Annotated in this window: 24 protein-coding genes; 7 read left to right on the forward strand and 17 right to left on the reverse strand. The window is 62.2% G+C overall.

Translation table 11 applies throughout. The features are described from left to right. Window positions 1–33: 33 nt before the first annotated feature. Complete coding sequence (locus AC1DYW_RS19035) at window positions 34–861, reverse strand: cell envelope integrity EipB family protein (protein ID WP_477227269.1); 828 nt, start codon at window positions 859–861, stop codon at window positions 34–36. Window positions 862–1,000: 139 nt separating this feature from the next. Between AC1DYW_RS19035 and AC1DYW_RS19040 the strand changes: the two genes are divergently transcribed. The 4 genes from AC1DYW_RS19040 (at window position 1,001) to AC1DYW_RS19055 (ending at window position 4,008) form a co-directional block, all read left to right on the forward strand. After that, window positions 1,001–1,465 (forward strand): RidA family protein, encoded by a 465-nt coding sequence (locus AC1DYW_RS19040; protein WP_477227270.1) that lies wholly within the window; start codon window positions 1,001–1,003, stop codon window positions 1,463–1,465. A gap of 14 nt (window positions 1,466–1,479) precedes the next feature. After that, window positions 1,480–2,208 carry a glycerophosphodiester phosphodiesterase gene (locus AC1DYW_RS19045; protein ID WP_477227271.1) on the forward strand — a complete coding sequence of 243 codons (729 nt, stop codon included), beginning with the start codon at window positions 1,480–1,482 and terminating at the stop codon, window positions 2,206–2,208. 55 nt (window positions 2,209–2,263) lie between these two features. Further along, the gene (locus tag AC1DYW_RS19050; protein ID WP_477227272.1) at window positions 2,264–3,478 is read left to right on the forward strand and encodes a GNAT family N-acetyltransferase; all 1,215 of its coding nucleotides are present in this window, start codon (window positions 2,264–2,266) and stop codon (window positions 3,476–3,478) included. Window positions 3,479–3,576: 98 nt separating this feature from the next. After that, window positions 3,577–4,008 (forward strand): HIT family protein, encoded by a 432-nt coding sequence (locus AC1DYW_RS19055; RefSeq protein WP_477227273.1) that lies wholly within the window; start codon window positions 3,577–3,579, stop codon window positions 4,006–4,008. A gap of 30 nt (window positions 4,009–4,038) precedes the next feature. On the opposite strand, the gene AC1DYW_RS19060 is transcribed toward AC1DYW_RS19055, so the two are convergent. From AC1DYW_RS19060 to AC1DYW_RS19075, 4 genes are all read right to left on the reverse strand, one after another. Beyond that, window positions 4,039–4,665, reverse strand: a complete 627-nt coding sequence (locus AC1DYW_RS19060; RefSeq protein ID WP_477227274.1) for a chloramphenicol phosphotransferase CPT family protein — start codon at window positions 4,663–4,665, stop codon at window positions 4,039–4,041. Window positions 4,666–4,728: 63 nt separating this feature from the next. Beyond that, on the reverse strand, window positions 4,729–7,197 hold the full coding sequence (clpA, locus tag AC1DYW_RS19065) for an ATP-dependent Clp protease ATP-binding subunit ClpA (RefSeq protein WP_095091822.1): 2,469 nt from the start codon (window positions 7,195–7,197) through the stop codon (window positions 4,729–4,731). Window positions 7,198–7,203: 6 nt separating this feature from the next. After that, window positions 7,204–7,533, reverse strand: a complete 330-nt coding sequence (clpS, locus tag AC1DYW_RS19070; protein ID WP_010909565.1) for an ATP-dependent Clp protease adapter ClpS — start codon at window positions 7,531–7,533, stop codon at window positions 7,204–7,206. A gap of 277 nt (window positions 7,534–7,810) precedes the next feature. After that, window positions 7,811–8,140: a phasin family protein gene (locus tag AC1DYW_RS19075; RefSeq protein WP_184874143.1), complete on the reverse strand. Its 330-nt coding sequence runs from the start codon at window positions 8,138–8,140 to the stop codon at window positions 7,811–7,813. Window positions 8,141–8,425: 285 nt separating this feature from the next. Between AC1DYW_RS19075 and AC1DYW_RS19080 the strand changes: the two genes are divergently transcribed. Next, window positions 8,426–9,880: an SPOR domain-containing protein gene (locus AC1DYW_RS19080; protein WP_477227275.1), complete on the forward strand. Its 1,455-nt coding sequence runs from the start codon at window positions 8,426–8,428 to the stop codon at window positions 9,878–9,880. A gap of 47 nt (window positions 9,881–9,927) precedes the next feature. On the opposite strand, the gene AC1DYW_RS19085 is transcribed toward AC1DYW_RS19080, so the two are convergent. The 4 genes from AC1DYW_RS19085 to AC1DYW_RS19100 form a co-directional block, all read right to left on the reverse strand. Then, window positions 9,928–10,626, reverse strand: coding sequence for a DnaJ domain-containing protein (locus AC1DYW_RS19085; protein ID WP_457150876.1), 699 nt, complete (start codon window positions 10,624–10,626; stop codon window positions 9,928–9,930). Then, window positions 10,626–11,357, reverse strand: a complete 732-nt coding sequence (locus AC1DYW_RS19090; RefSeq protein WP_477227276.1) for a vWA domain-containing protein — start codon at window positions 11,355–11,357, stop codon at window positions 10,626–10,628. The genes AC1DYW_RS19085 and AC1DYW_RS19090 overlap by 1 nt, the downstream gene beginning before the upstream one ends. 111 nt (window positions 11,358–11,468) lie before the next feature. Beyond that, window positions 11,469–11,906, reverse strand: coding sequence for a DUF1489 family protein (locus AC1DYW_RS19095; RefSeq protein ID WP_477227277.1), 438 nt, complete (start codon window positions 11,904–11,906; stop codon window positions 11,469–11,471). Window positions 11,907–12,140: 234 nt separating this feature from the next. Next, window positions 12,141–13,544, reverse strand: a complete 1,404-nt coding sequence (locus tag AC1DYW_RS19100) for an L-serine ammonia-lyase (protein WP_095091828.1) — start codon at window positions 13,542–13,544, stop codon at window positions 12,141–12,143. A gap of 179 nt (window positions 13,545–13,723) precedes the next feature. Between AC1DYW_RS19100 and AC1DYW_RS19105 the strand changes: the two genes are divergently transcribed. Beyond that, entirely contained in the window at window positions 13,724–14,443 is a 720-nt protein-coding gene (locus AC1DYW_RS19105) for a DUF599 domain-containing protein (protein WP_477227278.1), read from the forward strand. Here AC1DYW_RS19105 and AC1DYW_RS19110 read toward each other — a convergent pair. The 6 genes from AC1DYW_RS19110 to AC1DYW_RS19135 all read right to left on the reverse strand — a co-directional run bounded on the left by AC1DYW_RS19110 (window position 14,416) and on the right by AC1DYW_RS19135 (window position 18,832). Continuing rightward, window positions 14,416–15,213, reverse strand: coding sequence for a YdcF family protein (locus AC1DYW_RS19110; RefSeq protein WP_477227279.1), 798 nt, complete (start codon window positions 15,211–15,213; stop codon window positions 14,416–14,418). The genes AC1DYW_RS19105 and AC1DYW_RS19110 overlap by 28 nt on opposite strands. A 29-nt stretch (window positions 15,214–15,242) precedes the next feature. Further along, complete coding sequence (locus AC1DYW_RS19115) at window positions 15,243–16,808, reverse strand: amidase (RefSeq protein WP_477227280.1); 1,566 nt, start codon at window positions 16,806–16,808, stop codon at window positions 15,243–15,245. Further along, a complete protein-coding gene (locus tag AC1DYW_RS19120; protein ID WP_457150870.1) occupies window positions 16,808–17,263 on the reverse strand; it encodes a GNAT family N-acetyltransferase in 456 nt (151 codons plus the stop codon). The genes AC1DYW_RS19115 and AC1DYW_RS19120 overlap by 1 nt, the downstream gene beginning before the upstream one ends. A gap of 7 nt (window positions 17,264–17,270) precedes the next feature. Next, complete coding sequence (gene gatC, locus AC1DYW_RS19125) at window positions 17,271–17,558, reverse strand: Asp-tRNA(Asn)/Glu-tRNA(Gln) amidotransferase subunit GatC (RefSeq protein WP_095091833.1); 288 nt, start codon at window positions 17,556–17,558, stop codon at window positions 17,271–17,273. A gap of 125 nt (window positions 17,559–17,683) precedes the next feature. After that, window positions 17,684–18,100, reverse strand: coding sequence for a hypothetical protein (locus tag AC1DYW_RS19130; RefSeq protein WP_457150869.1), 417 nt, complete (start codon window positions 18,098–18,100; stop codon window positions 17,684–17,686). Between the two features lie 24 nt (window positions 18,101–18,124). Then, window positions 18,125–18,832: a metal-dependent hydrolase gene (locus AC1DYW_RS19135; protein ID WP_095091835.1), complete on the reverse strand. Its 708-nt coding sequence runs from the start codon at window positions 18,830–18,832 to the stop codon at window positions 18,125–18,127. A gap of 123 nt (window positions 18,833–18,955) precedes the next feature. On the opposite strand from AC1DYW_RS19135, the gene ruvX reads away from it, so the two are divergent. Next, window positions 18,956–19,462, forward strand: coding sequence for a Holliday junction resolvase RuvX (gene ruvX / locus AC1DYW_RS19140; RefSeq protein ID WP_457150868.1), 507 nt, complete (start codon window positions 18,956–18,958; stop codon window positions 19,460–19,462). Here the strand turns inward: ruvX and AC1DYW_RS19145 are convergent. Then, entirely contained in the window at window positions 19,380–19,721 is a 342-nt protein-coding gene (locus AC1DYW_RS19145) for a DUF6105 family protein (protein ID WP_457150867.1), read from the reverse strand. The two genes, ruvX and AC1DYW_RS19145, sit on opposite strands and share 83 nt — an antisense overlap. After that, window positions 19,721–20,275, reverse strand: a complete 555-nt coding sequence (locus AC1DYW_RS19150; protein WP_477227281.1) for a hypothetical protein — start codon at window positions 20,273–20,275, stop codon at window positions 19,721–19,723. Before AC1DYW_RS19150 ends, AC1DYW_RS19145 begins: the two co-directional genes overlap by 1 nt. Window positions 20,276–20,323: the final 48 nt, after the last annotated feature.

The raw sequence follows: 20,323 nt of genomic DNA on the forward strand, positions 1-20,323 counted from the left end.
GTGTCGTCGTGAATCAACTGGCCAGCTGAAGCACTATTTGGTCGGGCAGGTTTTCGCCTGGTCGAACAGCGAAAGATTGACCAGCTTGCCGGTCATCGAGAAGTCGCCATAGTCCATGACGAGGTCGCGGGTGATGCCATTCTCGTGCAGCTTGAAGCTGATCCGGTATTCCGGGACCTCTTCGCCTGTCTTGTCGGTGTCGTCGAAATAGGCGATGTCGACCGGCCAGTATTTGTCGGTGGCGAGCTTCGCCAATGCCGGGGCCTCCGGGTCGGCCTTGTCGGCATCGGTTTTCTTGCCGACGACGACCGTGGTGGTCATCACCTTGTTGGCGTCTTCGGAACCGTCGAAAAGGTTCGTTTCGTAAAAATTCTCGCCCTTTTCGGCTTTGCCAATCAGTTCGACCAGATGCTGGGTCGGGAATTGGGTCATAGCCAGTTCGAGGCTGTTCTTTTCGGGCTTGTCGATATCGACCTTCAACCCCTTGGTCTCTTTCGTGGCGATGCCCTTGACCTCCTTGTCGAGGTTCTGGTCGACGAAGGACTTCGTCACGAATGAAAAGGTCTTGCCTTCGGCGTCCTCGAAAGTGGTCGTCTGCTGGTCGGTCAGCTTCGTGTTCTCGTTGGTGACGATCTGGGTGACGAAACGGAATTTCACCGTATAGCCTTCACAGGCCGAGCCGTTGAACTCGTAGACCATGCGGCCGGAAATGCCCGTGATGCCGGATTGATCGGATGCCTTGTTGAGGGTGAGATCGTAAACAGCGCGGTGGGCTTGCAGCGCCGGCACGGCGAAAGCAGGGCCTACCGAGAACACCGCCGACAACAGGACGGCATTGAATGCGAGGCGCGTTGCGCGCATGAGGTACTCCGATCGTCGCGGCTGATGGCAGGCCGCAGGGAAAGATGGTCCAGCTTAAAAAAAGTCGTGGCGGAAGCGAGGCAAAAATAGCAATTTCGGCCCGGCCAGCGCGGCGTCACCCAAGCAATAGGGAAATACCATGAGTGAAACAATCGAAAAGCGGCTAAGCGATCTGGGCGTGACGCTTCCTGTCGCCGCCGCGCCCGCCGCCAACTATGTGCCCTATTGCAGGACCGGCAACCTCTTGTTCACCGCCGGGCAGTTGCCGCTCAAGGACGGCAAGCTGCAGGCGAGCGGCCTGCTCGGCCGTGACGTCGAAACCGCGGCCGGCAAGGACGCGGCAAAATACTGCGCGATCAACATCCTGGCGCAGGCCAAGGCCGCACTCGGCGACCTCGAGAAAATCCGCCGCCTGGTGAAGATCACGGTCTTCGTCGCCTCGACGCCGGATTTTGTCGAACAGCATCTGGTTGCCAACGGTGGCTCCGATTTCCTGGTTGCGGCACTTGGCGAGCGCGGCAAGCATGCCCGCTCCGCTGTCGGCACCACCTCGCTGCCACTTAATGCCGCAGTCGAAATCGAAGCGATCTTCGAAGTCGAGTGAGCCAGGAGACGACCATGACCGACCTATCCTGGCTGACCGCCCGGCCTGTCGCCCATCGCGGGTTCCACGACATGAACAAGACGCGCTGGGAAAACACGCTTTCCGCCTTCGCCGCGGCGGCCGAGCGCGGCTACGCCATCGAATGCGACGTGCACCTGTCGCTGGACGGCGTTCCCGTCATCATTCATGACGACGATCTGCAGAGGCTGACCGGTCAGGACGGGTTCGTCTGGCAGCGTACCGCGGCGGAGCTCACGGCGCTCAAGGTCGGCGGCACGTCGGATCATGTACCGACGCTGCAGGAAGCGCTCGACCTGGTCGATGGCCGGGTGCCGATGGTCGTTGAGCTGAAAGGCACCCCGGGCCGCGACGAGGGTCTCGTGGCGATCGTCGGCAAGATGCTCAAGCGCTACAAGGGCAAGTCGGCGATCATGTCGTTCGACCACTGGCTGATCCGCGATTTTCCGAAACACGCGCCGGGCATTCCGGCCGGACTGACCGCCTACGGCAAGGACGTCAAGCTGATCGAGGCGCATTTCGCCATGCTGGCGCATGAGATCGACTTCACCTCCTATGCCGCCGGCGACCTGCCCAACCGGTTCGTCAGTTTCGTCCGCGAGAAGCTGAAGATGCCGGTCATCACCTGGACGGTGCATGACCAGCCGGCGGTCGACCTGACCTATAGATATGCCGACCAGATGACGTTCGAGGGGTTCGAACCCGACCTGGTCAAAGTAGCCTGAAGTCGGTGTCTGAAACGTGACTTGTACCCGGCCGGACGGAGCTTAAATAAGCCCCATGGATCAAGGCGACGATGGCGATGACCAGATGGCGAATGCGGACTATTTGATCCGCATCGCCGCTGGCATCGGCGCTTTCACCCCGGACGAGTGGAACAGCCTCGTCGGAACCACGCGAGGCAACGCAGAAAACGGCTACAACCCGCTCGTTTCATTCGCTTTTCTGAGTGCACTTGAAGACTCAGGCTGCGCCGTGCGGCGCACAGGATGGCAAGGTCATCATTTGCGATTGGAGACCGCGCAGGGCAAGCTGCTCGGGGCGGTCCCGTGCTATCTCAAATCGCACAGCCAGGGCGAATATGTGTTCGATCATGGCTGGTCGGATGCCTTCGAACGCGCCGGCGGCCGCTACTATCCAAAACTGCAATGCGCGGTGCCGTTCACACCGGTCACCGGCCCTCGTCTGCTGGTCACCAAGGGCGAGGATGTCGGCGCCGTCAAAGCGGGACTGGCAGCGGGCCTGAAGGCGGTCACGCAAAAACTTGGCGTCTCTTCAGCGCATGTGACCTTCGCCCAGGAAAGCGACGTCGAGGTGCTGGAAGCGGCAGGGTTCCTGCATCGCACCGACCAGCAGTTCCATTTCTTCAACGAAGGCTTTTCAACCTATGACGACTTCCTCGCCACCCTTGCCTCGCGCAAGCGCAAGGCGATGAAAAAGGAGAGGCGCGAGGCGCTGGCCAACGGCATCTCGATCGAATGGCTGACCGGCAAGGATCTCACCGAAAAGGCCTGGGACGACTTCTTCGCCTTCTACATGGACACCGGCAGCCGCAAATGGGGCCGGCCCTATCTCAGCCGCCAGTTTTTCTCGCTGATCGGCGAACGCATGGCCGACGACATCCTGCTGGTAATGGCCAAGCGCAACGGGCGCTACATTGCCGGCGCCATCAATTTCATCGGCTCCGACGCACTCTACGGCCGCAACTGGGGCTGCATCGAGGACCATCCCTTCCTGCATTTCGAGGTCTGCTACCATCAGGCGATCGACTTCGCCATCGAGCGCAAGCTCAGGGTTGTCGAGGCCGGCGCTCAAGGAGAGCACAAGCTGGCGCGCGGCTACCGCCCGGTGACCATGCATTCCGCGCACTACATAGCGCACCCCGGCCTGCGCAACGCCGTTGCCGACTATCTCAGGCGCGAACGGCATGAGGTGGAGCGGATGAGCGAATATCTGGAAGAGCACACCCCATTCCGCAGGAATCTCGAGGAGTAGCGACCGGTCTGCCCCGATCGGCGGGGCGACTTTACCCGATCGTCTTGCCGACTTTCGACGGCTTCGCTACACGAAAGGCACAATCCGGAGCGTTCGCCATGGCTGAGGCCGCCTATGACACCGACAACATCTTCGCAAAGATCCTGCGCGGTGAAATTCCCTCGCACCGCGTCTACGAGGACGAAGCGGTCGTCGCCTTCATGGATGTGATGCCGCAGGGGCCGGGCCATACGCTGGTGGTGCCGAAGGCGCCGTCGCGCAACCTGCTCGACGCCGATCCGTCAACGTTCGGACCGCTTTTCACGGTCGTCCAGAAAGTGGCGCGGGCCGTCAAACAAGGGTTTGGCGCCGACGGCGTCACCGTCATGCAGTTCAACGAACCAGCCTCGGGCCAGACCGTCTATCATCTGCATGTGCATGTCATCCCACGCTTTGACGGCATTCCCCTGAAGCCGCACACGGGCGGGATGGAGAAGCCGGAAGTGCTGGCCGAGAGCGCCGAAAAGATACGAGCGGCGCTGCGAAGCTGACGCCGCACGGCGCCTTGCGACGAAGCAATTTTACCTGGCGGTGGTTTGAGCCAGTTGCTCGATCGCGCTCGGCCGAACGATCCCTTGCTCCAGCCGCCGGCGGATCGCATCGGCACATTGCGTGGGGCTCAGCAGGGAGGTGTCGACGTCCAGGTCGTACACGCCTGGCCGGTGCACCTCCTTCTGCCACAGACGCACGGGTATCGGCACGGGATCGCCGGGCGAGCCGGTCACGTATCCCTTGTCCGGCGCACTGGCGGAACGCCTTTGCATGATGATTGCAATCGGACAGCGGACGCCGACTAACAGCACCGGCAGGCCGGCGACACGGCGCGCGCAATCGGTAAGGCAATCCAGGGGTTTTGAATAGGCATCGTGGTGGCCGACATCCGCCACGACGTTCAGCCCCAGCCGGCTATGGGCGGCGATCGATTCGTAGAGCGCGGCGTAGAAATCGGCCACGAGGCCTTCAAGGTCCGGACGCTCGCCGCCCGGCCGCAAGCCTATTCCAGGCCGATAGCGTGGTGGCGTGGCCTGTTCGTAAACGTCGACACCGAGATTGATCCAGACACCATCAAGATTCTCCTGGATGGCCTGGACGATACTTGATTTTCCCGATCGCGGCGCACCGTTCAGGATGACGATCTGCCCGGCCATGCGTCCCTCATTGCTCCAATGAAAAAAGCCCCGTCTCCGGGGCTTTCTCGACTTTTGTCAGGGTCAGTTCTTTCTGGGCAATTGCGGCACGAGGCTGCGCTTGCCGCCGTCCTTGCCCTTGGCTTCGGGCTTCGGCGCCACCAGCTTCTTGGCCGCGGGCTTTTTCGCGACGGCCTTTGTGGGCTTCGGCGTTTCTTCCGGCTCTTCCTTCTTCGGCTTCACCGGCGCCTCGTCGGCGAGCGATTCGAGCTTCAGGCCGGTCTCGCCGGTTTCCTTCTTCTCGACAGTGACGCGCACCGTGCCGCCCTTCTTGAGCTTGCCGAACAGCACCTCGTCAGCCAACGGCTTCTTGATGTGCTCCTGGATGACACGGCCGAGCGGCCGCGCGCCCATGCGCTCATCATAACCCTTGTCGGCGAGCCAGGCGATGGCATCGGGCGACAGGTCGAAGGTGACGCCGCGCTCGGAAAGCTGGGCCTCGAGCTGCATGACGAACTTCTGCACCACCTGATGGATGACCGGCACCGGCAGCGAGCCGAACGGGATGATCGCATCGAGACGGTTGCGGAATTCGGGCGTGAACAGCCGGTTGATCGCCTCGACGTCGTCGCCTTCGCGCTTGGTCGAACCGAAGCCGATCGCCGCACGCTGTGCATCCGACGCGCCCGCATTGGTGGTCATGATCAGGATCACATTGCGGAAGTCGATCTGCTTGCCGTTATGGTCCGTCAGCTTGCCGTGGTCCATCACCTGCAACAGGATGTTGAACAGGTCCGGATGCGCCTTCTCGACTTCGTCCAGCAACAGCACGCAGTGCGGATGCTGGTCGACGCCGTCTGTCAGCAGACCGCCCTGGTCGAAGCCGACATAGCCGGGAGGCGCGCCGATCAGCCGCGATACGGTGTGGCGTTCCATATATTCCGACATGTCGAAGCGGATCAGCTCGACACCGAGCGATGCAGCCAATTGCTTGGCGACTTCGGTCTTACCGACGCCGGTCGGGCCGGAGAACAGGTAGGAGCCGATCGGCTTCTCCGGTTCGCGCAGGCCGGCACGCGCCAGCTTGATCGCCGAGGTCAGCGCGGTGATCGCGGTATCCTGGCCATAGACGACGCGCTTCAGCTCGATATCGAGACCCTGCAGCACCTTCTCGTCGTCGGCCGAAACCGTCTTCGGCGGGATGCGGGCCATGGTGGCGATCGTCGCTTCGATCTCCTTGATGCCGATCGTCTTCTTGCGCTTGGCTTCCGGCACCAGCATCTGCGAGGCGCCGGTCTCGTCGATCACGTCGATCGCCTTGTCCGGCAGCTTGCGGTCGTTGATGTAGCGCGCCGACAGCTCCACCGAGGCCTTGATCGCCTCGTTGGTGAACTTCACCTTGTGGAACTCCTCATAGTAGGGCTTGAGGCCCTTCATGATCTCGATGGCGTCCTCGATGGTCGGCTCGTTGACGTCGATCTTCTGGAAGCGCCGCACCAGGGCACGGTCCTTCTCGAAGAACTGGCGGAATTCCTTGTAGGTCGTCGAGCCGATGCAACGGATCGCACCCGACGACAAGGCCGGCTTCAACAGGTTTGACGCGTCCATGGCGCCGCCTGATGTGGCCCCTGCCCCGATCACCGTGTGGATCTCGTCGATGAACAGGACCGCGCCGGGATAGTCCTCGAGTTCCTTGACGACCTGCTTCAGCCGCTCCTCGAAATCGCCGCGATAGCGCGTGCCGGCGAGCAGCGTGCCCATGTCGAGCGCGAAGATCGTGGCATTGTGCAGCACTTCGGGAACGTCGCCCTCGACGATGCGCTTGGCGAGGCCTTCGGCGATCGCCGTCTTGCCGACGCCGGGATCACCGACATAGAGCGGATTGTTCTTGGAGCGGCGGCACAGCACCTGGATGGTGCGGTTGATCTCGGACTCGCGGCCGATCAGCGGATCGATCTTGCCGGCCTTGGCCTTGTTGTTGAGGTTGACGCAATAAGCGGTCAGCGCGTCCTGCTGCTGCTTCTTCTTGCCGCCTTCCTCTTGCGGCTCGGCGCCGTTCTGGCCGCCCTGCTCGTCATCGGCGCCGCGCGGCGAACGCGTTTCCGACGCACCCGGACGCTTGGCGATGCCGTGCGAGATGTAGTTGACCGCGTCGTAGCGGGTCATCTGCTGTTCCTGCAGGAAATAAGCGGCATGGCTCTCGCGCTCGGCGAAGATGGCGACGAGCACGTTGGCGCCCGACACTTCCTCGCGGCCGGACGACTGCACGTGGATGACCGCGCGCTGGATGACGCGCTGGAAACCGGCGGTCGGCTTGGAATCCTCGTCGTAGCCGGTGACAAGATTGTCGAGCTCGGTGTCGATATAGGTGAGAACCGTGTGCTTCAGCTCGTCGAGATCGACATTGCAGGCGCGCATGACGGCGGCCGCCTCGGTGTCGTCGATGAGCGCGAGCAGCAAATGTTCAAGGGTTGCATATTCATGGTGCCGCTCATTGGCGAGCGTCAGCGCCTGGTGAAGCGCCTTTTCCAGGCCTTGGGAGAAAGCCGGCATGTTACCTCACTTCTTCTCCATCACGCATTGCAGCGGATGCTGATTCTGTCGGGCGAAATCCATGACCTGAGACACTTTGGTCTCGGCCACCTCGAATGTATAGACCCCGCACTCGCCCACTCCATGATTGTGAACATGAAGCATGATGCGTGTGGCGGCTTCGCGGTCCTTCTGGAAAAAACGCTCCAGCACGTGAACCACGAACTCCATGGGCGTGTAGTCGTCGTTGAGGATGAGGACCCGGTAAAGGCTGGGCTTCTTGGTCTTGGTTTTGGTGCGCGTGATAACGGCCGTCCCGCGGCCGGCCTCATTGCCGTCGCCGCCGCCGTTTTGCATCCGCGCCACGCGTCTCGTGGCAGTCAAATCGATCGTCACGTATTCCTGCCTCTTCGAATCCCCATGCGAGTTCGACATGTAGGTGTTCGATGGACGATTTTAAGCCCTTCTGTTTAGCTGACAATATGGCTAGGTGACCAAACTTGGCCGATTTTCGCAATCGTGAAGGGGCGCGAGGCCTTGCAGCGGAAATTGACATGAAAAAACCCGGCCACGCTTCCGCGACCGGGTTTTGTCCCGCACCCAAAGGGCCGGATCTTGCTCACGTCAGGCGAAATTACTTTGCCTTGGCAACGATCGATTCGAACGGCTTGTAGGCTTCCTTGGCGAGTTCGGCATAGAGGTCGCCAATCTTGGTGGCCTCGGCTACGAACGCCTCATACGATTGCTTGGCATAATCGGACTGGATCTCGATCGCCTTTTCCAGCGACTTGGCCGAAAACATCTTCTCGACGGCGGCGCTGCCTGCTTCGAAGCTCTTCTTGGTGTATTCGCCAGCTTCGGTGGCGATCGCCTGCGCGCCCTTGGAGAGCGAAGCGAAGCTCTTCAATCCGGTATCGGCAAACTCTTTGCCGTATTTGCTGAAGTCCTCATAGGTCTGGGTCATTTCACGCATTCCCTTGGGTTGAAGCGTCCTTCTTCGGGGCGCTCTTGTGCAATGCACGCTAATATATTGTGCGCCGCACAAAAGTCAACATTTCGCCGGCGTCCAGACACCGCCTGCGCAGTCAATGGCTAAAAATCGAATAAAGAGAGCTTCAAACCCGAAGAAAATGGTGAACGCGGCGGTTACCATAAACGGATTGGTAACGCTGCCCCGGTAGCTTTGGCTGGAAGTGAGGCAGGACCCTTTGCCGCCTCCAGCGCAACAAAGAATCCAAGGGAAATACAAGTGCGTCAGGCGTTGTTGGGCATCGTTTCCAAATCCACCTCCCCTCTCAAAACGATGATGATCTTCGCCCTGGCGATGACAGTCGTCTGCGGCGACGTTGCCTCGTCGCTGGCGGCGAGGTCCGCGGCAATCGTCATCGACGCCAAGACCGGCAAGGTGCTTTATTCGGCGGATGCCGATGGCAGGCGCTATCCGGCCTCGCTCACCAAGATGATGACGCTCTATCTGACCTTCGAGGCGCTGGCGAAGGGCAAGATCAGCAGGAACTCGCAAGTCGTGTTTTCGGCCAACGCCGCCGCCGAGCCGCCGACGAAGCTTGGCGTGAAGCCGGGCGGCTCGGTCACGGTCGAGACCGCGATCCTGTCGATGGTCACCAAATCGGCGAACGACTCGGCGACCGCGCTCGGCGAAATGCTTGGTGGCAATGAAACCAATTTCGCCCGCATGATGACCGCCAAGGCGCGTGCGCTGGGCATGAACGGCACCGTGTTTCGCAACGCCAACGGCCTGCCCAATCCCGGCCAATTCACCACCGCGCGCGACATGGCGACGCTCGGCATCGCGCTGCGGGAGCATTTCCCCCAGTATTACGGCTATTTCTCGCAGCGCTCCTTTCTCTATGGGCGCCAGCGCATCAATGGTCACAACCGCCTGCTTGGGCGCATCAAGGGCGTCGACGGCATCAAGACCGGCTACACCCGCGCCTCCGGCTTCAACCTCGTCTCGTCGGTTTCCGACGGCAATCGCCGTATCGTCGGCGTCGTCATGGGTGGCACGTCGGGCGGCAGCCGCGACAACCAGATGGCTGCGTTGATCAACACCTATATGCCGCGCGCATCGACCCGTGGTGGCGGCGATCTGGTCGCCAAAGCCAGCGGCAGCAACCCGATCACTGCCCTTGCCAAGGTCCTGCTGCCCAAGCACGACGCGCCAACGCCGGACGACAAGCCGGTGGTGGCGCAAGATGACGCGACCAAGGACGATGCGACCGTTGCCGAAGACGCCACTGTAGCGGAGGATAGCACCGCGCAGAGCGAGCCGAGCGAAGAGGCTGCCGAAGACGCTGCCCCTGTCGTCAAGGCGAAAAAGGTCAAGACTGTCATCATGTCGGCGCCGCAGGTGGCCACGGCCCAGGTCGTGGCGGCCTATGCTGAACCAACACCGGCGCCGACGCCGACTGTCGACCCGGTCAACACCGCGTCGGTGCCATCGGGCTGGGCCATCCAGGTTGCCTCGTCGCCCAAGCAGTCCGAAGCCCAAGCCTTCCTCGACAAGACCACCAAGCAGGCACCCAAGGCGCTGGCCGACGCTTCCGGCTTCACAGTCGCCTTCGACAAGGACGGCGTCACCTATTACCGCGCCCGCTTCGGCGGCTTTGGTTCCAAGGCCGCCGCCTGGAAGGCCTGCACCGCTTTGAAGAAGAAGAACATCGAGTGCTACGCCGTCCAGCAGTAGGACGGTGTGGAAACAATCTCCCGGAAAAATTCTGCGTCGAAGGAGAACTAATTGTGATTGGAGAGCAAGACGTCCTTGGCTTCATTGATCCGCGCCGCCAGGAAAGACGTGCCGCCGATATCGGGGTGCAGGCGCTGCATCAGGCGGCGGTGCGCCTTGCGGACATCCGCCGCGGCGGCCCCCGCTTCAAGACCAAGGACCTTGTAGGCCTCCTCCTTAGTCATGGCGCCCGAACCTGGCGCAACACCCAGCCCTTCGCCACCGTTCGTCTCAGCGTTTTTGCGCCAGACGGGAAATCTGCCGTCAAGATACGTCTCTAGCAGTTGCCGGCTCTCCGGATCGCCGGAGAGTTCGCGGTAGAGATGCTGCAGCTCTGCCAGCCCCATCGCGCCAAGCATCTTGCCCTCGTGGCGGCCAGCCAGGACCAGTCCTTCGAGGCCACCGGTATCGTGATCAAGCTCCATTTCGAGTGCCGCGGTGCGCACCGTCGAACGCTTGCCCGGCGCGAGCTTTGCCGTCGGTTGCTTCATCCGCATGGATCCATACCAGGCGATTGCCGCCGATAGAATTATGCCGCCGATGCCTTCGCGCCCGACCGCAACCATAGCGATGCCGACCAGCCCTAGGAGGACCGGCCCAAGTGTCTTCATGCCGCTGGCCAATTTTGCCGGGTCGGCGCGAAGGAAGATCGTGGCCACGCCGAGAAGCACCAAAAGCAGTGCCACCAATGCGATGATTGCGCCCATCAGTTCCCGCCGCCCCGTAGATGCTCAATCATAAGCCGGTCTTCCGGCCTGCCCCTGGCTTCCAGCGCCTTCAACCCACCGGTTGCAAACACCGCAACCGCCGAAAGCAGTCCTGCCAGGGTCGCGGCAGCCCGCCGATCAAATCGGAACCACGCCCCTTTGGACAACCGCGCGATTTCCTTAAACGCCTTTTCTGCGCCGGAATCATGACCTTCCTGGAAGACGAAGACAGGAACGCCATGCAGGCCGAGGCTGCCGGCCTTTCCAGCCAGATCGTCGATGTTCTCCTCCATCGCATCGCCGATATAGACCAGCGCATTGACCTTGGCCGTGGCCGTCTGTTTCAGCGCATGCGCCAGCACCTTGCCGATCTGGGTGTTGCCGCTGCGGCATTCGATTCGCGTCATCAGTTGCTTCAAGGCATTGGTGTCGGCCACGAAAGCGGACGAACGGCACTCGCCCAGGCCGCGAAAATAGACCAGTTGGACGCTGAGGGTTCCGGCCTTGCCGACGGCATCGAACATCTGGCCCTGCAGCTCACAAGCCAGATCCCAGGTCGGCTGGCGGCTCATCGTCGCGTCGAGCGAAAGGATCAGCCTGCCTGACCCCATCGCCGACGCAGCCAGCGTCCTTGCCTGCCGAAGAAACGCTTCGATCTCGCCGGCGTTGGATTGAGGTTTGACCGGCGCAGGATTGGCCCTTGTGGGCACAGGCTGCTTTTTGTCGCTCATGAAAACAAGATGTGGCGTTGTCGCGCCGCTTGCAAGTCCAGTGCGACGCAAGTTTGAGGGCCAGCAAACCAGCCGCAATTGAAGCAGACAACCCCTTGAGAGTGCGATGGCTTACAGCAGGCCGAGATCGGCAAGCTCGCGCCTGAGCTTCGGCGGCATCTCGATCAGCCCGACCTTGCCCTTGCCGAGATCGGCCGGCGCGTCCGACGGTTTCAGATAGCGCCAGCCCTGGAAGGCCCGGCGCGGCTGCCAGTCGGTGCGCACGACTTGCGGATCGAGAATGAGATGACAGCGGCCGATGCCTTCGCTGTCGGTGAACGGCCGGATCTCGGTGATCAACTGCCGGCACTGCACATTGCCCTTGATCACCCAGTAGAGCGAACCGCCGTCGGTGATCTCGGCGCCGCGCGTCGGCACCATTCGCGTCGTGTGATACTGCTCGACCGGCTCACCGGCGCGCCGCCGCTCGTCGAGGCGAAAGGCGATCCACTCTTCGAGATCCTCGACGCTGTCGCAGCCGACACAGAGTTTTAAGAGATTGAGAAACATCGCCTAAGGTTTAGTCCGGCGCGCGGATGCGTCAACGGCCTGATCGACTTCTCCACAGTGCCAGCACCCAGAGACCAAGCCTGTGGTGCCCAGAGGCCGTTTCGAAATTCGCTCTGGCTAGTCATATGGTGGCGTTTTCGAGAACCGGAGCGCAGCGGACATTTGGGTCCGTGAGCACTGGAAGCGCAGAGAACGCCGCCAGATGGCCGCCGGAGTGGGTTTCCAGACGGCCTCTCAGCACTCCACGACATTGACGGCGAGCCCGCCAAGGCTGGTTTCCTTGTACTTCTCGTTCATGTCGAGGCCGGTCTGGCGCATCGTTTCGATCGCCGCGTCGAGCGGCACGAAATGGATGCCGTCGCCCTTGATCGCCAGTGACGCAGCCGTCACCGCCTTGACCGCGCCCAGCGCATTGCGCTCGATGCAAGGCACCTGGACCAACCCGCCGACCGGATCGCAGGTCATGCCGAGATGATGTTCGAGCGCGATCTCGGCGGCATTTTCGACCTGTTCTGGCGTGCCGCCCATGACGGCGCACAAGCCAGCCGCGGCCATCGCGGATGCCGACCCGACCTCGCCCTGGCAGCCGACCTCTGCGCCGGAGATCGAGGCATTGGTCTTGATGATGCCGCCAACGGCGGCAGCCGTCAGCAGGAAGTCGCGGATGCTCGGCTGATCGGCCTCGGGATGGAAATGCAGCCAGTAGCGCAGCACCGCCGGCAGGGTGCCGGCCGCACCATTGGTCGGCGCGGTGACGACGCGGCCGCCGGCGGCATTCTCCTCGTTTACCGCCATGGCGTAAATCGACAGCCAGTCATTGGCGAGCAAGGGATTGGGTCTGTTCTGCTGCCACTGCTCCTGCAGCTTGTCATGCAGCATCCGCGCGCGCCGGCGCACCTTCAGTCCGCCCGGCATGATGCCGTCCTGCGAAAGGCCACGGTCGATGCAGCCCTTCATGGCGCTCCAGATGCCGTCGAGGCCGGCGTCGAGCTTTTCGCGCGACATCTGCGTCTCTTCGTTGATCCGCTTCATGTCGGCGATGGAAAGGCCGCTTTTGCCGGCCATCGCCAGCATCTCGACCGCATTCTTGAAGGGATACGGCACCTTCTTGCCTTCGGTCGTCACCGACCCTTTGGCCTTCATCCGCTGCAGCTCTTCTTCCGAAACCACGAAGCCGCCGCCGATCGAATAGTAGATGCGTTTGAGCAGCAGGCGGTCGCCCGCATCATAAGCATAGAACGCCATCCCGTTGGCGTGGCCGGTGAGCGGCGTCTTGCGGTCCAGCACCAGATCGGTGGCCGGGTCGAAACGATAGGACGGATGGCCGGGCGGCGAAATGCGCTTTTCCGCGGTGATGCGGCTGGCAATGCCATCAGCCTGATCGGGATCGACTGTCTGCGGCGTCAACCCGGCAAGGCCGAGCACGACCGCGCGATCACTGCCGTGGCCGATGCCTGTGTAGGCGAGCGAGCCATGCAGGCTGGCGGCGAGACGGTCGACCTTGACGCCCGCCGGACGCGGCCAATCAGTTCCCGCGACCTCGTCGAGAAACCGCGCCGCGGCGGTCATAGGACCCATCGTGTGCGAACTCGAGGGGCCTATGCCGATCTTGAACAGGTCGAAAACCGAAAGGAACACGCGGCGCTGTCTCCTGGAGTCACGTCAAGGACTACATATAGGAATTCCCAGGATGTTTCCGCTCTTTTGGAAATCGCGGCGCATCGCCTGCCGACCTTGTTTGCTCCGGCAGCGACATTGGTTCGATCGCTCTCTGGCGGGCATCGAAGCGATCGCACTGAATGTGATAAATTCGGACTATGGGCGATTCCCTCGATCTTTCGACAGCCGATCTCGCGGCGCTGACTTTCTTCCTCGTCGCGTGGCTGCTGCACACGCTTGCCTCCGACGGCAAGCTGGTCAGCCGCGTGTCGCTGACAACGGCGATGAACACGCAGCGACAAGCCTGGATGCGCACCATGGCCGAACGTGAGATCCGCATCGTCGACACCGCCATCATGAGCGGGTTGCAACAGGGAACCGCCTTCTTCGCCTCCAGCTCATTGATCGCGATCGGCGGTTGCTTTGCCTTGCTCGGCGCATCCGATCGGGTACTTGAGGTGCTGAGCGACCTGCCCCTGGGCGACGCCCCGTCGCGCGCGGCCTTTCAGATAAAGGTGTTCGGACTGGTCCTGATCCTGGCGTTTTCGTTCTTCAAATTCGGCTGGGCGTACCGGCTGTTCAACTATTGCACGATCCTGATCGGCGCCGTGCCGATCCTGCATGGTGAAGCGTCACGCAACCCGGTCACCGAAACAGCGGTCTGGCGTGCTACGCAAATGAACATGCTGGCCGGAAAGCATTTCAATTCCGGCCTGCGCGGCGTGTTCTTCTCGATCGGCTATCTCGGCTGGTTCGTCGATCCCACGGTGTTCGTTTTGTCGACGCTGTTGCTCCTGGCCGTGCTGGTGCGGCGCCAGTTCTTCTCAGCGGCCAGACACGCGGTGATCGGTCAGCCGCCGGGGGCGGGAAAAGGCTGATCGATCCGGCCCGATATCCAGTAGGCGAAGAGCCCGATCCATTCACGGATGGCCATTGTGGTGACCTGCAGCGAATCGGCCGGATTGTCGCGGAACAGGCTGATGCCTTCCCGCCCCGTGGTGCGGTAGTCGACCGGCCAGGGAATGGTTGCAAAACCGGCCTTGTCGAACAGCGCCTTGGCGCGCGGCATATGGAAGGCCGAGGTCACCAGCAGCCAGCTCTCGCCGGGCTTCGGTGTTACCAGCTCCTTGGTGAAGACGGCATTCTCATAGGTGTTGCGGGACTTGTTCTCGAGGATCAGGCGATCGGCCGTCACACCAAGTGCAGTGAGCAATCGGGGTGCCGTGGCTGCGTCGCCCTCGCCTTCGAGGAACAGTTCGCCAGTGCCGCCGGAGACGACCACCCTCGCGGTTGGAAAGCGCCGGGCGAGAATCGCGGTCTCGACCATCCGGTCGCCGCCGCTGTTCAATTCATAGCCGCCGCGCACCAGGTTGATGGCACCTTCGAAGCCGCCGCCGAGCACGACGATGCCGTCGACCTTTTCCGGCAGTGGCGGGCGCGCGAAACGCTCCTCCAGCGGGTTGAGCATCATCGCACCAAGCGACGTCCAGGCCGACAGCCCAAGGATCAGAAACGCCAGCACGCTGCCGGTGACGGCAAGCCGCCGGCGGCCGATCATTGCGGCAACCAATCCCGCCAGCAGAAGGAAGATCGTCAGGTTGAGAGGCTGGATGAAGAACCAGAAGACTTTGGAAAGATAGAAGAACATCGCTCAACCCCGTTGGACGAGCGACATCCTTACCACCACTTCTCCGGCTGGAATGTGCCGGCCGCCTGCTCGATGACGGCGGCGGTCTGGAACAGGGTTTCCTCATCGAACGGCCGGCCGATCAGTTGCAGGCCAAGCGGCAGGCCCTTGGCGTCCAGACCCGCCGGCACGGCGATGCCCGGCAGGCCGGCCATGTTCACGGTGACGGTGAAGATGTCGTTCAGATACATCTTGACCGGATCGGCCGCCATGTCCTCATCGGCGATGCCGAAGGCGGCGGATGGTGTAGCCGGGGTCAGGATGACATCGACGCCGGCGGCGAAGACATTCTCGAAGTCGCGCTTGATCAGATTGCGCACCTTCTGCGCCTGCAGATAGTAGGCGTCGTAATAGCCCGCCGACAGCACATAGGTGCCGATCATGATGCGGCGCTTGACCTCGCGGCCGAAACCGGCGGCGCGGGTCTTCTCATACATATCGACGATGTCCTTGCCCGGCACGCGCAGCCCGTAGCGGACGCCGTCGTAGCGCGCGAGGTTGGATGACGCCTCGGCTGGCGCAACGATATAATAGGCCGGCAGCGCGTATTTGGTGTGCGGTAGGGAAATGTCGACGATCTCGGCGCCAGCGTCCTTCAGCCAGGCAATGCCCTTCTGCCACAGCGCCTCGATCTCGTCGGGCATGCCGTCGACGCGGTACTCCTTGGGGATGCCGACCTTCATGCCCTTGATCGGCTTGCCGATCGCCGCCTCATAGTCCGGCACCGGCCGGTCGACCGAGGTCGTGTCCTTCGGGTCGACAGAGGCCATCGACTTCAGCAGGATCGCGGCATCGCGCACATCGCGGGCGATCGGTCCGGCCTGGTCGAGCGACGACGCAAAGGCGACGATGCCCCAGCGCGAGCAGCGGCCATAGGTCGGCTTGATGCCGACAGTCCCGGTGAAGGCCGCCGGCTGGCGAATCGAGCCGCCCGTATCCGTCGCCGTCGCGCCGGCGCACAGGAAGGCCGAGACCGCGGTTGCCGAACCGCCGGAAGAACCACCTGGCACCAGCTGCGCATTGTCCAGGCTGCGCTCGGTCCTGGTGCCGCCAGCCGATACGAAGCCGCCGTCGCCCTGATGCGTGGTCGGCATCACCACCGTGTCGAGGCGCGAGCGCCGCCACGGGTTGATGACCGGGCCGTAGTAGGAGGTCTCGTTGGACGATCCCATGGCGAACTCGTCCATGTTGAGCTTGCCCAGCATGACCGCGCCGTCGGTCCATAGATTGGTGGTAACGGTCGATTCGTAGCGCGGCTTGAACCCGTCGAGCACATGGCTGCAGGCCTGGGTATGGACGCCTTCGGTGCCGAACAGGTCCTTGATGCCGAGCGGGATGCCTTCCAACGCACCGCCCTCGCCCTTCGCCAGTTTGGCGTCGGACGCCTTCGCCATGTCGCGCGCTTTGTCGCCGGTCACCGCCACATAGGCATTGAGCACCGGATTGGCGCGATCGATGGCCGCAAGATAGGCCTCGGTGATTTCGGTCGCGGTGATTTCCTTGCCGCGCAACTTGGTGCGGGCCTGTGAAATCGTCAGCTGGGTCAGGTCGCTCATCAAAGGCTCTTTTCGTAAAACACCGACCACTCGGAATCGGGATAATCCAGCACCGGGCCGCAGCGCGAAAACCCGGCGCGTTCGTAGACGGTCCACGCGGCTGGATGACGATCGCCCGTCTCCAGCACCAGGCGTTTCAGCCCCTCCTTGCGCGCCAGCGCCTCGACCCGCTCGACGATCCCTGCGCCGATCTTGCGTCCGCGATGCGAGGGCCGCGTGTACATGCGCTTGACCTCGCCGATGGCGCCGTCATGACGCTTCAGCGCGCCGCAACCGATGGCCAGGCCGTTGTCGCGGGCGATGAAAACGGTCGTATCCTCACCGGCCATCTGCTCAACCGTCAGGTGGTAGCAGTGCTCCGGCGGCGTCAGTTCGAGCAGCGTTTGGTTGAGCTCGTTGACCAGACCGCGCACGTCCTCCTGCAGCGGCGTTTCAACGGCGATCTCGATAGCCATCGGCGCGCTACTCCACGACCTTCGGCACGAGGAAGAAATTCTCTTCGGTCGCCGGTGCGTTGGCTACGATATCGGCGGCCTTGTTGCCGTCGGTGACGACGTCTTGGCGCTTCTTCATGTCCATAGGCGTCACCGAGGTCATTGGCTCGACCCCGGAAACGTCGACCTCGTTCAACTGCTCGACGAAGCCGAGGATGGCGTTCAGCTCGCCAGTCATGCGTTCGGCATCTTCTTCGCTCACCGCAATGCGGGCGAGACGCGCGACGCGCTTCACTGTCTTGACGTCAACGGACATGTTTTGCCTCGGGGAAAACCAGTTCGGGCTATAGCGGCGCCGCGCGCGCGGCGCAACATGCATCGTGCGAGAGCACCAGGCGTCGGCCCAGCTCTTCTGTCATCGGTCTACCGTTTAGATCCTGTCTATGGCAGGGCAACGCCCTCGCACAGATAGTAGCTGCCGCTGTTGCCGTTCGCCTCGCTTTCGTCATCGGCCGGCCGGACCGAGACGAGATCGATCTGCGTCGAGCTCATCTGGGTCACTGAAAGGACGTCGGGAAACACATAACCCGGTTCCTGGCAGATGGCCGTCACCGCCCAGCTTGGCGAGGCTGTCGCCTTGCTGATCTGTACGAACTCGCAATTGTATTCGACACCTTGCAGGCCATGCGCCGAAAGCACGATGTTGCCAGCGTCGATCAGCGTCTGCAGCGTAGCCTTCCTGGCCTGTGTGCAAAGCTCCTCGGATTGGAGGTAGACGCCTTCGATGAAATCGTCGGCGGCGAGCGCGGGTGACGCCGCGACCAACATGGACACGCAAAGAGACTGCCTCAAGGCCATGGTTTCATTCCGCTTTGGCTGCGTCTAAATCGTAATCGTCTCACCGATCTTCGGCAATGCCACCTTCACGCCGGATCCTTCCAGGCCCGCCTCGAACTTATCGGCGGTCGGATCGATCATCGGAAACGTGCCGAAGTGACAGGGAACCACGGTTTCGAATTTGAAGAAGCGGCGGCAGGCGAGCGCGGCCACCGCACCGCCCATGGTGAAGCGGTCGCCGATCGGCACGATGCCGATCTTCGGTTCATGCAACTCGTTGATCAGCGCCATGTCGGAAAAGATGTCGGTGTCGCCCATGTGATAGAGCGTCCGGTCTTCCGGGAAATGCAGGACGAGGCCGCCCGGATTGCCGAGATAGGTGTTCTGGCCGCCATCGCCCGGGAACGATGAGGAGTGCAGCGCCTGGACAAAGGTGGTGGTGAAACCGCCGCAATCGACGGTGCCGCCGATGTTGCCCGGGTTGATCTTCTTGTCGCTGGCGCCCTTGCCCACCAGGTACATGCAGATTTCGAAATTGGCGACCAACTGGGCGCCGCTTTTGCCCAGCACTTCCAGCGCGCCGCTGATGTGGTCGCTGTGACCGTGCGTCAGCAGCACATGCGTGATGCCCTCGGCCGGCCCTTCCCAGCCGCCCGTCCAGGACGGATTGCCGATCAGATAGGGGTCGATGAGGATCTTGGCGTCAGCGGTTTCGATGCGAAACGCCGAGTGGCCGTACCAGGTCAATTTCATGAATGCTTTCCTCGATTTTTGCCTTGCCAAAGGATAGAACGCCGATAGCCCTGAGATCAAAGGGTTACTGTGTCCGTTGTGTGTCTGAGAGAACACATGGCGGTGAAGGGCGAAGGACGGCCATTGGGCATTATCACGATCGAGGAATTGCCGGCGCGGCTTGCCGGCGGCAAGACGCTGGCAGGGCTTGACCTCGGCGACAAGACGATCGGCGTCGCCGTCTCGGACCAGAGGTTCTCCTTTGCCCATCCGCGCCCAGTCATCATGCGAAGGAAATTCTCGCTCGACGCTGTCGTGCTGCTAGCCCTGCTGCAGAAGGAGAATGCCGGCGCGGTGGTGATCGGACTGCCGATCAACATGGACGGTTCGGAAGGGCCACGCGCACAGAAATCGCGCGCCTTCGTCCGCAACATGGCGCAGGTGAGCGACCTGCCTTTCGTGCTCTGGGACGAAAGGCTATCGACGGTAGCGGCCGAAAGGACGCTGATCGAAATGGATTTCTCGCGCCGCAAACGCGCCGGCAAGATCGATTCGGCGGCAGCCGCGTTTATTCTGCAGGGAGTTTTGGACCGGCTTCAGTCGCTCCACGCATCCGCTCGAACGGAACCGGACCCGCCCAGCGCCGCTTGATCCAGCCGGCGATCTCGCGGCGGCGGCGAAACGCCCACAGCGCCATCAGCAGAAACCCGTCGAAGACACAGGCCTTTGCCACCATGCCGGGGATGGTCGCCGGATCGATACCGAGCATCTGGCCATAGAGCTGGAAGACGAAGTCGTGCAGCCGCCGGCTCAGCATGACATAACCGAAGTTCATGTCGTTGAGCGACAGGTAGAACCAGCCCCAGAACAGCGCCATCGGGGCTGCCCACAATGCGAAGATGTAACGCATCAGCGGCCTCCCCTGAGATTCGGGCCTGTCCGGCCCGATATGAGCGAAAGCAGCGAATTGTGGGCCGCGGCCTCGGCCATGGCGTGCGCGGCGACGCGGATCTCGCCATCGCCCTGAGCAACCGCCGCAACGGACCGTCGCTCGGCAAGCATGGCGACATAGGATGCCAGAAGTGCCGCCAGCTGCACCGCCACAACCATGAACAGCCCGCTGATGCCTTGCGCGGCGCCGCCGACGACGATCAGCGACAACACGCCGGACGCGGAGATGAAAGCGATGCGGGCGACGCTGTCGACACCCTGGCTGGTCGCGTCATTGATCAGGGTTTCGACAAAGGCCCAGAAGAACAGCACAGCGACGACCAGCAAGGCGGTGGCGAGCGGGGCCACGACTATGGCGTTGTCGAGGTCGATGAAGCGAGTGCCCTCGATGGTGGCACCCAACACACCCAGCGCTGCAGCAACACCACGGTTTCCGTCGATGCATATGAACGCAAGCAGGGCGAAAACGATCGCCCAGTGCAAGGCCAGAAAAGAGGTCAGTACATGTCGCATCGCCATTCCTGCTTCGCAAAGCAGGGATTTGGCCAATTTGAACCATTC

It is taken from the genome of Mesorhizobium sp. P2_D5 (assembly GCF_056404355.1).

Coding starts and splice junctions, on each gene's coding strand:
- AC1DYW_RS19120 (WP_457150870.1), bottom strand. CDS start 17,263: ATGGCTATCGAGATCGCCGTTGAAACGCCGCTGCAGGAGGACGTGCGC.
- AC1DYW_RS19050 (WP_477227272.1), top strand. CDS start 2,264: ATGGATCAAGGCGACGATGGCGATGACCAGATGGCGAATGCGGACTAT.
- AC1DYW_RS19095 (WP_477227277.1), bottom strand. CDS start 11,906: ATGTTTCTCAATCTCTTAAAACTCTGTGTCGGCTGCGACAGCGTCGAG.
- clpS (WP_010909565.1), bottom strand. CDS start 7,533: ATGCAAAACGGCGGCGGCGACGGCAATGAGGCCGGCCGCGGGACGGCC.
- AC1DYW_RS19090 (WP_477227276.1), bottom strand. CDS start 11,357: ATGAGCGACAAAAAGCAGCCTGTGCCCACAAGGGCCAATCCTGCGCCG.
- gatC (WP_095091833.1), bottom strand. CDS start 17,558: ATGTCCGTTGACGTCAAGACAGTGAAGCGCGTCGCGCGTCTCGCCCGC.
- AC1DYW_RS19035 (WP_477227269.1), bottom strand. CDS start 861: ATGCGCGCAACGCGCCTCGCATTCAATGCCGTCCTGTTGTCGGCGGTG.
- AC1DYW_RS19040 (WP_477227270.1), top strand. CDS start 1,001: ATGAGTGAAACAATCGAAAAGCGGCTAAGCGATCTGGGCGTGACGCTT.
- AC1DYW_RS19145 (WP_457150867.1), bottom strand. CDS start 19,721: ATGCGTTACATCTTCGCATTGTGGGCAGCCCCGATGGCGCTGTTCTGG.
- AC1DYW_RS19105 (WP_477227278.1), top strand. CDS start 13,724: ATGGGCGATTCCCTCGATCTTTCGACAGCCGATCTCGCGGCGCTGACT.
- AC1DYW_RS19130 (WP_457150869.1), bottom strand. CDS start 18,100: ATGGCCTTGAGGCAGTCTCTTTGCGTGTCCATGTTGGTCGCGGCGTCA.
- AC1DYW_RS19110 (WP_477227279.1), bottom strand. CDS start 15,213: ATGTTCTTCTATCTTTCCAAAGTCTTCTGGTTCTTCATCCAGCCTCTC.
- AC1DYW_RS19115 (WP_477227280.1), bottom strand. CDS start 16,808: ATGAGCGACCTGACCCAGCTGACGATTTCACAGGCCCGCACCAAGTTG.
- AC1DYW_RS19075 (WP_184874143.1), bottom strand. CDS start 8,140: ATGACCCAGACCTATGAGGACTTCAGCAAATACGGCAAAGAGTTTGCC.
- clpA (WP_095091822.1), bottom strand. CDS start 7,197: ATGCCGGCTTTCTCCCAAGGCCTGGAAAAGGCGCTTCACCAGGCGCTG.
- AC1DYW_RS19045 (WP_477227271.1), top strand. CDS start 1,480: ATGACCGACCTATCCTGGCTGACCGCCCGGCCTGTCGCCCATCGCGGG.
- AC1DYW_RS19060 (WP_477227274.1), bottom strand. CDS start 4,665: ATGGCCGGGCAGATCGTCATCCTGAACGGTGCGCCGCGATCGGGAAAA.
- AC1DYW_RS19055 (WP_477227273.1), top strand. CDS start 3,577: ATGGCTGAGGCCGCCTATGACACCGACAACATCTTCGCAAAGATCCTG.
- AC1DYW_RS19135 (WP_095091835.1), bottom strand. CDS start 18,832: ATGAAATTGACCTGGTACGGCCACTCGGCGTTTCGCATCGAAACCGCT.
- AC1DYW_RS19150 (WP_477227281.1), bottom strand. CDS start 20,275: ATGCGACATGTACTGACCTCTTTTCTGGCCTTGCACTGGGCGATCGTT.
- AC1DYW_RS19085 (WP_457150876.1), bottom strand. CDS start 10,626: ATGGGCGCAATCATCGCATTGGTGGCACTGCTTTTGGTGCTTCTCGGC.